This is a genomic window from Burkholderia sp. Bp8992 (genome assembly GCF_003853705.1).
In the GTDB taxonomy this organism is placed as follows: Bacteria; Pseudomonadota; Gammaproteobacteria; order Burkholderiales; family Burkholderiaceae; genus Burkholderia.
Genome location: NZ_QTQI01000011.1, coordinates 137,276 through 151,024 on the forward strand (window position 1 = coordinate 137,276; position 13,749 = coordinate 151,024).

Annotated in this window: 17 protein-coding genes; 6 read left to right on the forward strand and 11 right to left on the reverse strand. The window is 68.5% G+C overall.

Translation table 11 applies throughout. The features are described 5' to 3' along the window. Positions 1–3: 3 nt before the first annotated feature. Positions 4–225, forward strand: coding sequence for a hypothetical protein (locus DIE03_RS18035; RefSeq protein WP_124452628.1), 222 nt, complete (start codon positions 4–6; stop codon positions 223–225). Between the two features lie 31 nt (positions 226–256). Here DIE03_RS18035 and DIE03_RS18040 read toward each other — a convergent pair whose 3' ends face one another. The 3 genes from DIE03_RS18040 to DIE03_RS18050 form a co-directional block, all read right to left on the reverse strand. Further along, positions 257–796, reverse strand: a complete 540-nt coding sequence (locus DIE03_RS18040; RefSeq protein ID WP_124452630.1) for a GNAT family N-acetyltransferase — start codon at positions 794–796, stop codon at positions 257–259. A gap of 221 nt (positions 797–1,017) precedes the next feature. Beyond that, a complete protein-coding gene (locus tag DIE03_RS18045; RefSeq protein ID WP_124452632.1) occupies positions 1,018–1,239 on the reverse strand; it encodes a hypothetical protein in 222 nt (73 codons plus the stop codon). Between the two features lie 65 nt (positions 1,240–1,304). Next, positions 1,305–1,568 carry an HPr family phosphocarrier protein gene (locus DIE03_RS18050; RefSeq protein WP_124452634.1) on the reverse strand — a complete coding sequence of 88 codons (264 nt, stop codon included), beginning with the start codon at positions 1,566–1,568 and terminating at the stop codon, positions 1,305–1,307. 389 nt (positions 1,569–1,957) lie between these two features. Here DIE03_RS18050 and DIE03_RS18055 point away from each other — a divergent pair, with 389 nt between their 5' ends. Both DIE03_RS18055 and DIE03_RS18060 read left to right on the forward strand, forming a co-directional pair. Then, the gene (locus DIE03_RS18055) at positions 1,958–2,302 is read left to right on the forward strand and encodes a zinc ribbon domain-containing protein YjdM (protein WP_031401187.1); all 345 of its coding nucleotides are present in this window, start codon (positions 1,958–1,960) and stop codon (positions 2,300–2,302) included. Between the two features lie 40 nt (positions 2,303–2,342). Next, positions 2,343–3,179 (forward strand): spermidine synthase, encoded by an 837-nt coding sequence (locus tag DIE03_RS18060; RefSeq protein ID WP_124452636.1) that lies wholly within the window; start codon positions 2,343–2,345, stop codon positions 3,177–3,179. A gap of 34 nt (positions 3,180–3,213) precedes the next feature. On the opposite strand, the gene DIE03_RS18065 is transcribed toward DIE03_RS18060, so the two are convergent. Together DIE03_RS18065 and DIE03_RS18070 are read right to left on the reverse strand one after the other, a co-directional pair. Continuing rightward, positions 3,214–3,399: a ribbon-helix-helix protein, CopG family gene (locus DIE03_RS18065; protein ID WP_124452638.1), complete on the reverse strand. Its 186-nt coding sequence runs from the start codon at positions 3,397–3,399 to the stop codon at positions 3,214–3,216. An 87-nt stretch (positions 3,400–3,486) separates the two neighbouring features. After that, on the reverse strand, positions 3,487–4,245 hold the full coding sequence (locus DIE03_RS18070; protein ID WP_124452640.1) for a YoaK family protein: 759 nt from the start codon (positions 4,243–4,245) through the stop codon (positions 3,487–3,489). A gap of 226 nt (positions 4,246–4,471) precedes the next feature. Between DIE03_RS18070 and DIE03_RS18075 the strand changes: the two genes are divergently transcribed. Beyond that, entirely contained in the window at positions 4,472–4,822 is a 351-nt protein-coding gene (locus DIE03_RS18075) for a hypothetical protein (protein WP_124452642.1), read from the forward strand. Beyond that, a complete protein-coding gene (locus DIE03_RS18080; RefSeq protein ID WP_006489184.1) occupies positions 4,819–5,031 on the forward strand; it encodes a twin transmembrane helix small protein in 213 nt (70 codons plus the stop codon). The genes DIE03_RS18075 and DIE03_RS18080 overlap by 4 nt, the downstream gene beginning before the upstream one ends. A 25-nt stretch (positions 5,032–5,056) precedes the next feature. Here the strand turns inward: DIE03_RS18080 and DIE03_RS18085 are convergent, their stop codons facing one another. From DIE03_RS18085 to DIE03_RS18110, 6 genes are read right to left on the reverse strand one after another with little or no spacing between them, the layout of a single operon-like run. Next, the gene (locus tag DIE03_RS18085; RefSeq protein WP_124452644.1) at positions 5,057–6,730 is read right to left on the reverse strand and encodes an ABC transporter ATP-binding protein; all 1,674 of its coding nucleotides are present in this window, start codon (positions 6,728–6,730) and stop codon (positions 5,057–5,059) included. After that, the gene (locus DIE03_RS18090) at positions 6,727–7,596 is read right to left on the reverse strand and encodes an ABC transporter permease (RefSeq protein ID WP_124452646.1); all 870 of its coding nucleotides are present in this window, start codon (positions 7,594–7,596) and stop codon (positions 6,727–6,729) included. Before DIE03_RS18090 ends, DIE03_RS18085 begins: the two co-directional genes overlap by 4 nt. A 13-nt stretch (positions 7,597–7,609) precedes the next feature. After that, positions 7,610–8,605, reverse strand: coding sequence for an ABC transporter permease (locus tag DIE03_RS18095; protein ID WP_124452648.1), 996 nt, complete (start codon positions 8,603–8,605; stop codon positions 7,610–7,612). A 35-nt stretch (positions 8,606–8,640) separates the two neighbouring features. Then, a complete protein-coding gene (locus tag DIE03_RS18100; protein WP_124452649.1) occupies positions 8,641–10,281 on the reverse strand; it encodes an ABC transporter substrate-binding protein in 1,641 nt (546 codons plus the stop codon). 57 nt (positions 10,282–10,338) lie between these two features. Further along, entirely contained in the window at positions 10,339–10,914 is a 576-nt protein-coding gene (locus DIE03_RS18105) for a GNAT family N-acetyltransferase (RefSeq protein WP_124452651.1), read from the reverse strand. Further along, positions 10,911–12,056: an MsnO8 family LLM class oxidoreductase gene (locus DIE03_RS18110; RefSeq protein ID WP_124452653.1), complete on the reverse strand. Its 1,146-nt coding sequence runs from the start codon at positions 12,054–12,056 to the stop codon at positions 10,911–10,913. The genes DIE03_RS18105 and DIE03_RS18110 overlap by 4 nt, the downstream gene beginning before the upstream one ends. 339 nt (positions 12,057–12,395) lie before the next feature. Here DIE03_RS18110 and DIE03_RS18115 point away from each other — a divergent pair, with 339 nt between their 5' ends. Continuing rightward, on the forward strand, positions 12,396–13,703 hold the full coding sequence (locus DIE03_RS18115) for an NtaA/DmoA family FMN-dependent monooxygenase (RefSeq protein WP_124452655.1): 1,308 nt from the start codon (positions 12,396–12,398) through the stop codon (positions 13,701–13,703). Positions 13,704–13,749: the final 46 nt, after the last annotated feature.

Genomic DNA, 13,749 nt, shown 5'->3' on the forward strand with positions numbered 1-13,749 from the left:
GGCATGAGATTCAGAAAACGCACCAGTTATGTCGATGCGACACGGTGGTTCGCCGAGGGCGATCATGACCGGGTGGAGAGCCGTCACGGCATCTGGGCCGTCGCGACGCCCGAAGGCTGGCGCTCGGTGAAGCCGGGCGACTGGATCCTGCTCGATGAATGCGGAAACTGCTGGCCGATGGACAACAGCCTCTTCAAGCATTTCTACGAACCGGTAGCGGAGTGACCGGGCCACCGGATCGACGCGGCGCCTGCGCCTATCGGCTTTTGCGCGAGAACAGCAACGAATCGGCGTCGTTGAAACGGATGCGTTCCGGTTCGCCGTAGCCGGCTTTCTCCGCCACGCGGATCGACGCGACATTCGTCGGCGCGATCAGGCACACGCTGCGCTCGAAGCGCTGCTGCCCATCGAGCCACGCCAGTGCGGCCGCGAGTGCCTCGGTCGCGTAGCCCTTGCCGCGCGCCCAGGTCGCGAGCGCCCAGCCGGCTTCCGGCACGCCGCGCACCGACGGCTCGATGTTCCGGTGGAAATCCGCGAAGCCGAGATCGCCGACATAGCGCCCCGATGCCTTCTCGCGAATCGCCCAGTAGCCGTAGCCGAGCAGCGGCCACAGGCCGCGATACGCGAGCATGCGCATCCACGAATCGCGCGGCGCGGACGGTTCGCCATTGAAGATGTGTGCGACGACCTCCGGTTCGGCCCACATCGCGGCGAGCGCGTCGAAGTCGCCGAGCGGATGGCCTTCGAGGACGAGGCGGGGCGTGTCGAGAACGGGTGGGGAAGAGATGGGCGGCATCGAATTTTCCGGAACAGGGTTGAACAGAACAACCGCGCCGTCAAGGCGCCGAAATCATATCAAAACCCCTGGGCGACGATGCCGGCATTGCACTGTCGCCGTTTCGCGGCGAAGCGGACGGCATGCATACCCGCGCGCATTGCCGCCGTTGAGTCGCGTGCGGCCGTCACCGGCATTCGATCGCCTTTGCCGCCCGGCCGCTCGCAAGCGCCGCGGGCGATCTACTTCCGGCTTTTCAGGAACGTCCGCCCTTCGGCCGTGATCGATGCGCCGGAGCGTCCGTGCACGGGATGGCTGACGAATCCGGCGCTGACGAGCTCCCGCGCGATCGACCAGCCGAGCGCCGGCGCATCGCGTCCGTAGCGGACGTCGGCGAGGCGTTCGAGCGCCCAGATGGCGGAGGCGGACAGGTTGGGGGTGGTGGACATGTCGGTATCGCTCATCGCTTCCTCGGGGAGTGGAGATTCGGGGTGGGCGGCGCAACGCCGCGAGACTGGCGGCACAAGCATCAGCACGCCTGGAGCAACGGCAGCAGCGCGTGCAGCGCCGCTTCTTCGTCGGGCCCGGTGGCCAGCACCTGGGCCGACGTGCCGCCGTGTACCTGCAACGACGCGATGGCCGCGCCGTCCTTCGCGTTTCCGCTGATCCCGTTCGCGATCAGCTGGATGTCGCTTTCGAAGCGGCGCGCTGCGTCGACGATTGCGTCGCGGGCGGCGGCGCCGCGATTGCGGTTCCACGCGGGGCCGACCTGAACGTATACAACGGTTGCCACGATGCTGGAAATCCTCCGGACGGGGGCGGAATCGGTGCGCGGCGCCGGGCCGGCCACGCAGCGGGCCGCGTGAAATGCAGTGCCGGGACGTGTACCGCGTGCGCCGTCGGGCCGCGCTGTCGCGGTTTCCCGCAGGGCCGCGGCGCACGATCCGGTGCGAACATGCCGGCAACCTCGGTAAAGCTGCCTTCAAGTTCGCGGAATGTCGCGAAGTCGAGGATTATAATGCATCGGTCAGAACATGTGTATTGCATTATAATGCCGTGTGCGCCGATGCCGGCCTGCCGCTCCGCCGGCCGGCGTGTCCCGGCCGCATGGCCGCCCGGGCGCGCAACCTGCCCGCCCGGCATTTTTTCGATCGACCCGACTCCTCCCGAATGGAAGCTGCAATGAACGCCGCCCCCGCCTGCCCGCAATGCGCGATGGAAAACACTTACCCGGACGGCACGCTGACCGTTTGCGCCGACTGCGGCCATGAATGGTCGGCCGGTGCCGGCGCCGAAGCGGGCGACGAACCCGCGGGCGACGTCGTCAAGGATGCGAACGGCAACGTGTTGTCGGACGGCGATTCGGTCGTGCTGATCAAGGACTTGCGCGTGAAGGGTTCATCGATCACGCTGAAGATGGGCACCAAGGTGAAGAGCATCCGGCTCGTCGGCGGCGATCACGAAGTCGATTGCAAGACCGACATGGGCGGCTTCATGCTGAAGGCCTGCTACCTGAAGAAGGTCTGAGCATCCGCGTGCCCGTCCATTTCCGTCCGATTGCCCGGCCATGATCGACGATCGAGCTTCCTACGACGCGTTCGTCAAATTCCTGGCGACGCCGCTGAACGACGGCCGGCCGTTCGTGCTGGAGACGCGGCACGCGCTGTCGCTGCACTTCGATCATTTCGGCACGCAGAGCTTCATGTCGCTGCGCGATCCGGTCCGGCTCGAGCTTGGCTACACGCGCGTGATGATGGGCTTCCTGCTGCTGCAGCCCGAGCCGGCGCACATCTGCATGCTCGGGCTCGGCGGCGGCTCGCTCGCCAAGTACTGCTACCGGCACCTGCCCGGTGCGGCGATCGACGCGGTCGAGATCAATCCGGACGTGATCGCATTGCGCGATGTCTTCAGGATTCCTGCCGATGACGCGCGGTTCGCGGTGCTATGCGCCGACGCCGCGGATCATGTGAACCGGGCGGACGTCCGGACGGACGTGATCCTGCACGACGCGTTCATCGCCGACGGCACGCCGGGCCGGTGCACGGGCGCGGCATTCCTCGACGCGTGCCGCGCGCGCCTGGGCGAAACCGGCGTGCTGGCGATCAACCTGATGGACGACGATCCGGCGCTGCCGCAACACGTCGAGCAGTTGCGGGCGGTATTCGGTGCGTCGTATGCGCTGGTACCGTGCGGTGACGACAACAACTTCGTCGCGTTCGCATGGAAGAACGACAACCGGCTGCCGTCATTGCGGGTCCTGCTCGAACGCGCGCTCGCGTGCGCGCAGGCCGGCACGCTCAAGCTGGCGGCTACGGCGAGGCGCATGAAGGCAGGGGAGAGCGTCGATCCGCAGCGGCTGGTGCGGCGCGCGCAATCGCAAGGGCGCTGGGAAATCGGCGCGTAACGGGTGTGTGAGCGGTGCGTGAGCGCGGCCGCGCTTACTTCACGCGCTTGCCGAGCGTGCTCTTGGTCTTGTACGTGACACCGTGCCGGTCGAGATATTCGCGGATCAACTGCCGCACGACTTGCGACGGCGTGAGATCCTGCTCCGCGCAGAGCATTTCGAAGGCTTCTTTCTTCGCGGGGTCGATCAGGACGGTCAGGCGGGCGGTTTTCGTTTCCATGACGAGGCGAGCGTGGTCGGTATGTTAATCAAATTATAATCGATCCGACTTCGGTGCCGCCGCCGGAATGACGGTTCTCCGCGCCGATCAGCGGCTGCTGCGGCGCAACGCGAGCAGGTCGTCGATCACGGGTACGATCGCGAGCAGCACGAGCACCGCCGCGAGCGGCACCGTCGACACGTAGCCGACATGCTTGAAGCCGATCGCGCCGGCCAGCCCGCCGACGAAGAACGACGCGAGCATCGTCGCGTGAATCCTGAGCTTCGAGCGGTTGGCGATCACCGCATGCGCGTCGACGTCGACGGCCGACCGGTTCCAGTAGAACAGCTTCCCGAGTTCGATGCCGAGGTCGGTCACGATGCCCGTCATGTGCGTCGTGCGGATCTCCGCGCCCGACAGCTTCGTGATCGTCGCGTTCTGCAGCCCCATGATGAAACACAGCAGCGTCACGGTCACCGGCACGAAGAAGGTTTCCCACAGCGCGAGATGGCTGCCGAGCAGCCCGAACAGGAGCAGCAGTGCGGCCTCCACCAGCAGCGGCAGCATGAACTGGCTCTGCAGGCCGCGGCGGCGCCCCCAGTTGACGAGGATCGCCGAGCAGCTGGCGCCGATTAGGAACGAGCCCAGCGAGCTGATGCCGGCCAGTGCCAGCCGAACGTCGCCGAGTGCCGTCTGGTCGGCGATCGCGGACACGATGCCGCTCATGTGCGACGTGTATTGCTTGACCGCGAGAAAGCCGCCGGCATTGGCCGCGCCGGCGACGAACGCCAGCGAAAACCCGAGCTGGCGATTTGCGGTCGCGCTGCGGTGTTTTCCCGTCAGGTTTCGAAAGTACTGCGCTGGCATAGGGGCTTCGCTCAATCGCCGCGGATCGCGGGCACGGACATGAAGACCGGCGCCCGGCGGCAGGGCGGGCACGCCGCCTGCGCCGAAGGCCGGGTCTGTCGATTCATGTGATGAACATGATAATGTCATTATCATACTCTGTTAGCCTCATGGGGCTGCCAGTACAATGCGAACGGTACGGCCTGCCTGCGGCTTCGCGGCCGCGCTCCCTTCGACTTACCGCGTCATGACCCCGATCAAGTTCATTCTCCGCTACACGGCGATTCCGTTCACGGCCATCGTGGCCGTGGTGCTCTGGACCGTCATACCATCGTCGAAAGAGATCGATGCGAGACAATATGCGGCGCTGTCGCGCGCGTACGCGAGTTTCCCGCTGCCGTTCCGGCACGAGATCTCGGACGCCATGGACCATGGCCGGATCAACGACCGGCGCTACCAGACGCTCGTGCGCGATTCGCTGGGCAACGGTGTCGCGCTGGACTGGCCCGCATCAGGCGTCGGCGGCGTCGCCGACGAACGGAATAAACTGGCCGAACTCATTCAGGCCGATTCGGATCTTCAAAGGCAACAGCAATGAAAACCCTGCTGGTCTCCGTGGCATTCGCGATGATCATCGCGAGCCTCATCTTCGCGCTGTATTTCATGAATCACGATCGCGGCAAGTCCAAGCGGATGGCGTGGTCGCTCGCCGCCCGCGTCGGGCTGTCGGTCACGCTGTTTCTGTCGCTGCTGATCGCGTACAAGCTCGGCTGGATCGAACCGACCGGGTTGCCGATCGGTCGCTGACGCGCGCGTCGGCGCCCGGGAACGCTCATGCGAGCGCGGCGAGCGTCGGTGCCGCGTACGCAGCGGGCAGCGTCGGCAGCGCATCGAGGAGCGAGACGGTGTACGGGTGCGACGGCGCATCGAAGACCTGCCCGACGGGGCCGCTCTCGACCACGCGGCCGCGCCGCATCACGAGAATCCGGTCGGCCACGTGATGGACCACGCCGAGGTCGTGCGAGATGAACAGCATCGCGGTGCCGTGTTCGGCCTGCAGATCGGCGAGCAGATCGAGCACCTGGGCCTGGATCGACACGTCGAGCGCGCTGACCGGCTCGTCCGCGACGAGCAGCGCCGGGTTCGATGCGAATGCGCGCGCGATCGCGACGCGCTGCCGCTGGCCCCCGGACAATTCGCGCGGGTAGCGGTCGAGGCAGGCGGCACCGAGCTGCACTTCGTCGAGCAGCTGCAGCACGCGGCGCCGGCGTGCGTCACCGTGGATACCGAGCACATCGAGGCTTTCGCCGATGATCTGGCCGACCGAGTAGCGCGGGTCGAACGAGCTGTAAGGGTCTTGTGCAATCAACTGCAGCCGCGCACGACGGGCGCGTCGTGCGGCTTCCGGTACGCCGTTCCACGGCTGGCCGTCGAGCACGACGGTGCCGCTGTCGGGCTCGACGAGCCCGAGCACGATTCGCGCGACCGTGGATTTTCCGGAACCGGATTCGCCGACGATGCCGAGCGTCTCGCCTCGCGAAAGGGAGAACGATACGTCGTCGACCGCGGCCGGCGCGTCGCGTCCGCCATAGCGCTTCGTCAGCGCGTCGACGGCCAGTACCGGTGCGTGCGCATCGATATGCTTCGGCGGCAGCGGAACGCGTGCGGTGGTCGCGAGCCGAAACCCGCGCGATGCGGCGGTGGGAATCGCGGCGAGCAGCTCGCGCGTGTACGGATGCGCCGGCGTGCTCAGCACGTCGCGTGCCGGCCCTTGCTCGACGACCTGGCCGGCGCGCATCACGAGCACGCGGTCGGCCAGGTCCGCGACGACCGCGAGGTCGTGGCTGATCAGCAGTATCGCGTCGCCGGCGTCGCGCCGCGCACGCAGCAGCGTCAGGATCTGGCGTTGCACGGTCATGTCGAGCGCGGTGGTCGGCTCGTCGGCAATCAGCAGCGACGCGCCGCCCGCGATCGCGGTGCCGATCAGCACGCGCTGCCGCAAGCCGCCCGACAGCTGATGCGGATACTGCGGCAGCCGCCGCTCGGGGTCGTCGATGCCGACCGCGCGCAGCAGCTCGGCGCTGCGCGCCGCGACGTCGCGCCGGCGCGTGTCGTGCAACGCCTCCGCCACGAGGTCGCGCACGCGCCACAGCGGGTCGAGCGACACCAGCGCGTCCTGCAGCACGTAGCCGATCCGGCGGCCGCGTATGGCGCGCCAGTCGCGTTCCCGGTGGCCGCGCGTGTCCGCGCCGCCGATCTCGAAGCACGCGGCCTCGATCACGGCACGCGGGCCGTTCAACCCGACGAGGCTGCGTGCGGTGACGGACTTGCCGGAGCCCGACTCGCCGACGAGCGCGACGCATTCGCCGGCATGCACGGCAAGGTCGAGCGGGCCGACGACGGCGCGCGTCCCCTGCGGGCCGCGAAACCCGATCGTCAGGCGCTCGATGCGGACCAGTGGCACGGCGGCGCTCGTCGCGCGCGAAACGTTTTCACGGGTGCTCATGCGGCCTCCCGGCGCTCGAAGCGCGTCTGCCAGTAGCCGCCGAGCGCATTCACGGCGATGACGGCCGCGGTGATCGCGAGGCCCGGCCATACCGCGATCCACCACGCGTTGTACAGGTAGTTGCGGCCTTCGGCGAGCATCAACCCCCATTCCGCGGCGGGCGGCTGCGGCCCCATGCCGAGGAAGCTCAGTCCCGACGTGCCGATGATCGCGGTGCCCAGCCCGATCGTCGCGAGTACCGGCACCTGTGCAATCGCATGCGGCAACACGTGCCGCCATACCAGCACCGCCGGCGCGAGGCCGAGCGTGCACGCATGCTCGACATGGCCCGACGCCGCGACGACGAAGGTCTGCGCACGCACCACGCGTGCGAAGCGCGGCACCGATGCGACGCCGAGCGCGAACACGAGGTTGGTCGCGCCAGGGCCGGTGAACGAGATCAGCATCAGCGCGAGCAGCAGGTCGGGGAACGCGGACACGACATCGAGCAGGCGCGTGATCAGCTCGTCGAGCCAGCCGCGCGCGAGGCCGGCGAACAGCCCGAGCGCGGTGCCGAACAGCGTCGCGACGCCGATCGCCGCCGCGCTGATCGACAGCGAGTAGCGGGCGCCATGCACGACGCGCGAAAAAATGTCGCGGCCGAGCTGGTCGGTGCCGAGCCAGTGCTCGGCGCTGCTGCCGAGCTGCGCGGACAGCGGGTCGGCCGCCAGCGGATCGTAGCGTGCGAGCCAGCCGGGTGCGACGACGGCGACCGCGTTCAGCAGCAGGTAGACGGCCGCGAGCGCGAGGCCGGGGTGGCGGCGCAGCCAGCCGGCCGCGCGGGACGTCGCCGGTGCGTGCAGCGCGAGATCGACGGGAACGGACATCGGTGCCTCCGGTTCAATGCGCTGCGCGGCGGTCGCGCAGGCGGGGATCGATCAGCAGGTACAGCAGGTCGACGGCGGTACTGAGCGCGACATAGATGGCGGCCGACAGGATCGCGATCGCCAGGATCACCGGCATGTCCCGCGACAGCACCGCGTCGACCGTCACCTTGCCGAGCCCCGGACGGCCGAACACCTGCTCGGTAATCACCGCGCCGCTCAGCAAGCCGCCGACGAGCCAGCCGGCGAGCGTGACGGCCGGCAGCGCCGCGTGGCGCAGCGCATGACGCACGCGCAGCGCAAGCCCGCCGACGCCCCACGAACGCACCGTCAGCGCGTACGGCTCGTCGAGCGCCCGCTCGATGCCTTGCCGCAATACGCGGCCGATCACCGCGCCCTGTGCCAGCCCGAGCGACAGCGCGGGCAGCACGAGCGACGCGAAGCCGCGATCGCCGGCCACCGGGAACAGCTTCAGCGTGAAACTGAACACGAACAGCAGCATGATGCCGAGCCAGAACGACGGCGTCGACGCGAGCAGCAGCTCGACGCCGGACGCGACGCGCCCGGCCCAGCGGCGGCCGGCCGTCAGCACCGCGAGGCCGACGGCGAACCCGATCGTCACGACGAGCGCCGCGCCCGTCAGTTTCAGGGTCGGCCACAGCTGGCCGAGCACGAGCGGCGCGACGTCGGTGTTCAGGATGTACGAGCGGCCGAACTCGCCGTGCAGCACGCGCCACAGGTAATGCAGGTACTGCAGCGCAAGCGGTTCGTCGAGTCCCCATTCCCGGCGGATGGCCGCTTCGATCTCCGGCGTGCTCAGCTGCTCGCCGATCAGGATGCCGACGATGTCGCCCGGCGCGAGATGGACGGCCGCGAACGACAGCGTGACCGCGGCCCACAGCACGAGTGCGCCAGTGGCGAGCCGCGTCGCGATCGGCGAACGCAACCAGCGGCGCCATGCCGCCGGCGGCGTGTCCGAAACGGCGAGGGGCGTGGACGACGAACGGTTCATGGTCGAATTCTCCAGTCGGATCGGCGCGCGCCGGCCTACTTCTTCACCCACACGTCGTACGGGTTCTCGGGCATCTGCGCGAACGAGCGGAAGCGCAACCCCTGGACCGTCTTCGCGGCGGCGATCTGGTCTTCGGGCTCATACAGCGGCACCGCGTACGCCTGCTCGTTGATCGCGAAGCGCTGCAGTTCGCCGTACAGCTTCTTGCGCTCCGCCACGTTCTGCGTGCGTGCGGCCGCCTGCAGCCAGCGCGTCAGCTCGGGGGCCGACGCGCGGCTGTAGTTCAGCGCACCGCCGCGGTCGACCGGCAGGTAATGTCCTTCGATGTCGATCCCGTCCGGCGGCGTGTTCGAGTTCGCGATCGACCCGAACTTGCCGCTCTTGCGTGCCTCGACGTACGTCCCGTCGTCGACGTACTGGATCTTCAGGTCGATGCCGAGTCGTTGCCGCGCCTGCGCTTGCAGCGCCTGCAGCAGCACGTCGCGCTGGTCGCGCACCGTCGCCTGTGCCTGGATCACCGCGATCGTCAGCCGCTCGCCGTTCTTCGTGCGGTAGCCGCCGCTGTCGCGCGTGCCCCAGCCGGCTTCGTCCAGCAACTGATTCGCGAGTTTCGGATTGTTGCCGTAGGACCGTTCGATCGTGGCGTCGTAGAACGGGTCGATCGGCGACGTGATCCCCCACGCGCGCGTGCGTTCGCCGCGGTAGATCGATTGCACGATGCCGGTCGTGTCGAGGCCCTCGAGCAGCGCGCGGCGTACCTTCACGTCCTGCGTGGGGCCATAGGCGACGTTCAGGAACAGCGAGTAGGGCGTACCGGTGTTGAGTGCGCGGCGGTAGGTGAAATCGGCGTTCTTGCGGATCAGCGCGGCGTCGTTGCCCGACACGCCCTCGATCACGTCGACCTGACCGGACAGCAGCGCGCCGGTGCGCACCGACGATTCGGGCAGAAACCGGTAGACGATCCGGTCCAGGTAGGCGGGCCCCTGGTGGCCGGCCGTCGGCGGCGCCCAGCGATAGTCGGGGTTCTTCGCGAATTCGATTTCCTGCCCCTTCACGTAGCGGCGCAGGATGAACGGGCCAGTGCCCGCGATGTCGGTGCCGCCCGATTTCAGGCCGGGCCGGTCGAACGCGTTGGGCGACAGCAGCGGCAGCCGGCCGGCGAACGTCAGGAACGGCGCATACGGTGCGTCGAGCGTGATGACGACCGTGCGCTCGTCCGGCGTCTTGACGTCGGCGACATGCGAGCTCAGCCGCGCGAGCTGGCTGCCGGCCGCATACGACAGCTCGCGTGCGTTCAGGAAGTTGCGCGCCACGGCCTTCGCGTCGAACGGCGCGCCGTCGGTAAACTTCACGCCGTCGCGCAGCGTGAACGTATAGGTCTTGCCGTCGGCGGACACCTTGTAGCCGGTCGCGAGCCACGGGACGTAGCTGCCGTCGGGTTTCTGCACGAGCAGGCTCTCGTACGCATTGCGCAGCAGCAACTCGACCTTGTCCTGGCCGTTCAGTTGCGGGTTCAGCGTGCGGGGCTCCGTTTCGACGCCCCAGGTCAGCGTGCCGCCCGAGACGGGCGTGCCCTGCGCGAACGCGGCGTGCGGCAACGCGAGTGCGAGCACGAGCGCCGCCGGCGCGGTGCGGCGCGACACGAAGCGGGCGGAATCCGGAAATGCGAATGTCATGCTGGGAAGCCTTTCACGATAGGGATGGCAGGAGGGTTCGGCGCGACGGGCCGTGCGTCACGCGCTTGCGCGGACGCGTGCACCGTTCCCGGCGGCCTCGACCGCCGGCGGATCGCGATAGAGATCCGGGATCAGGATCTTCCGCAACCACACGAGCGGCGTGCCGAGCGTATTCGTCGAGCGGTCGAATGCGACGTAGCCGTGGCGCTCGTAATACGGCTGCAGCCACGGATGGTTGGTCGCGGTCGCGAGATAGGTCGCGGGGGCCTTCACCTGCGCGGCCAGGAACCGCGATTCGACGTGCTCGATCAGGGCCTGACCGAGGCCTTGACGCTTGAACGCGGGTGCGACCGCGAACCAGTGCAGGAACGGATACGGCGTGCGGCCGGGTTCGCCGGATACCCACGGGAACCGCACGGTCAGTGTCGCGGCGAGCGCGGTGCGGCCGTCGTCGGTTGCCCGTTCGAGCACGAACGTCGTTTCGCGAACGATCGTCTGCGCGACGAGACCGATCGGCGAGCGGGTGATGTTGAAGTGCACGCCTTGCGCGACCAGCGGCGCGTATGCGTCCTGCAGCAACGCATAGACAGCCGGCACGTCGTCGGCGCCGGCGATGCGGATCGTATCGGTCATCGCGCCGAGCTCTCGAAGTCCGGTTGGCGGGTGACGGGGCGCGGGTTCTCGTTTCGCGCATCCGGCCGCCCGCGTGACGCCGCCGCGTCGTGGTCGTCGGCGCGCGCGCCGGCCAGCAATTGCAGCGACGCAATCCGCGGTGCGGCATCGGCGACCGGCGTGTCGACGACGAATTCGGCAATTCCGTGACGGCGGTGCAATGCGTCGAGTTCGCGCAGCACGTCGTCGCGCGTGCCGTGCACGATTCGCGTTTCGCGCGGGTCGATCCGGTGCGGGCCGCCACCGGCCTGGCGGATGTAGGCATGCGCCTGTTCGAGGCTGCCGACGTTGACGGCGGGCGTGTCGCCCACCTGCACGCGAAAGCCCTGATGCCCGCTCGCCAGTCGAGCCGCCGCGTCGCGGGTTGCCGCGACGATCACGGAGACCGCAAGCAGCGGCGTGCGGTTGCCCGACGCGCGACGGTATGCGTCGAACGCATGTTCCAGATCCGCGACGGATGCGTTGAGATGCGATGCATAAACGAACGCCCAGCCGAGCCGTGCCGCGAGCGCGGCACTTTCCGCGCTGGCGCCGAGCAGGAACGCTTGGGCGGGGACCGGCGGGTGCGGCGTCGCGTGCAGTGCGCCGGCATCCTGCCCGGCCGCATCGGCGGTCGCGGCGGCTCCCTGAAGATGACGGTTCAGCGTGTCGGCCAGATCGGCGAAGGACGCGCGCCGCGCCGGATCGTAGCCGTCCTGCAGCGCGCGCGTCGACAGCGGCAGCCCGCCCGGCGCCTTGCCGATGCCGAGATCGACGCGGCCCGGCGCGAGCGACGCGAGCAGGTTGAAGTTTTCCGCGATCTTGTACGGACTGTAGTGCTGCAGCATCACGCCGCCCGACCCGACACGGATGCGCTGCGTGTGTGCGAGCACGTGTGCGATCAGGATCTCCGGCGACGGGCACGCGAGCGCGGCCGTGTTGTGATGCTCGGCGAGCCAGTAGCGGTGATAGCCGGCGGCATCGGCGAAGCGCGCGAGCGATACGCTGCGCGCCAGCGCGTCGGCGGCGCTTTCTCCGGGCGCAACGGGGCTCTTGTCGAGCACGCTCAGGCGGAACGGCAACGCGGACAGCGCGGAATCGGAAGGGATGGCGTCGAACGTCATGATGAGGCGATCGGCGCGGGTCGAAGCGGCCTGATCAACGGGTTAGGCATGCAGAATTATTTTTCGCCGACGTTCGCGCGGTCAAACAATCAAGAAGAATATCGAAAGCCGAAAATATTCGTTCCGGCCGACCGGGGGGCTTGCGTTATGGTCGTTGGCTGCGCGCCTCGCGGCGCGTGCCTGGAGCCTGCCGGACGATTCGACGCGAGTGCGCTCGCCATCGTGATGCCGACATGCGTTGCCCGAACCGACGGAATCACGAGGATTGCAGATGAACGACCATGGCGAACGACGCATGGTGCGCACCGCACGCACGGGCGCGCCCACCGGGGCCGCGTCATGAGCCGCGCCCGCAGACGGCTGAAGACGCTCGTCGGCGCGGCAAGCGTGCTGTACGCGCCCGGCGACGCGGAGGTTGCACAGGGCGTGCGGCGTGCGGCGTCGCTCGCACGCAAGGCGGAAGCCGAGAAGATCACGGGCCTCTTTACCGCCGACCTCCTGCAGGCCGATACGGCGGGTCTCGCCGGCAGCACGGGCAGCCAGGAGCCCATCGTCGCGCTGGCGGCGCTGAGCCAGGCGACGTCGGCCATCGGGCTCGTCGCGACCGTGTCGACGACGTATCACCATCCCTACAATCTCGCGCGCCTGATCGGCACGCTCGATCACGTGAGCGGCGGCCGCGCCGCATGGAATGCGGTCACGTCGTCGGTCGGCGAGGAAAACTTCGGTGACGCGGCATTGCCCGACCCGGAGCGACGCTACGCACGCGCGGCCGAATTCGTCGAAGTCGTCAACGCGCTGTTCGACGCGAACGATCCGGATGCGGTGCGGCGCGGGCAGGGCGGCGGCATTTCGGTCGATCCGCTCAGGCTCGGCCCGATCGACTACCGTGGCGCGCACTTTCAGGTCCAGGGGCCGCTGAACGTGCCGCCCTCGCCGCAACGGCGGCCAGTGCTGTTCCAGGCAGGGCAGTCGGCGAGCGGCGTGACGCTCGGTGCGCGATACGCCGAAGTCGTCTATACGTCGCAGCCGACGCTCGACGATGCCCGCATATTCGTCTCCGAGCTGCACCGGCAGGCGGTCGCATTCGGTCGCGGCAACCGGCTGCCGCTCGTGATGAATTCGTTTCATTCGGTGATCGGCGAATCCGATGCCGATGTCGCACGGCGGTTGCGCGACAAGCATGAACGAATCGACTACGAACAAGGCAGGCTGAAGCTCGCCGACATGCTCGGCGGCAATGTCGACCTGCGCGGCCTGCCGCTCGACCGGCCGTTGCCGGACTCGCTGTTGCCGGCGATCGACAGCGTGCATCGCCGGCGCGGGCGGGTCGCGATCTTCGTCGGCTACGCACGCCAGCGGCTGACGCTGCGCGAGCTGATCGTCCGCGCGCAGGAGACCGGCCACTGGTTCGCGGCCGGCACGCCGGAGCAACTCGCCGATGCGATCGAATTGCGCTATCGCGCGGGGCTCGTCGACGTGCTGTCGCTGCACGGGCTCGGCCAGCCCGACCAGGAAGACTTGCTGCTCAATGGCTTGCTGCCCGAGTTGCGGCGCCGCGATCTGCTCGACACCGACTATGTGGGCGGCGATTTCCGCGCGAACCTGGAACTGCCGGCGCTGCGGCGCGAGACGGCGACGGCATGAACGGGCGCCGGGTGAGCGATGTGCCGGGCGACGGACCGTGCGTCGG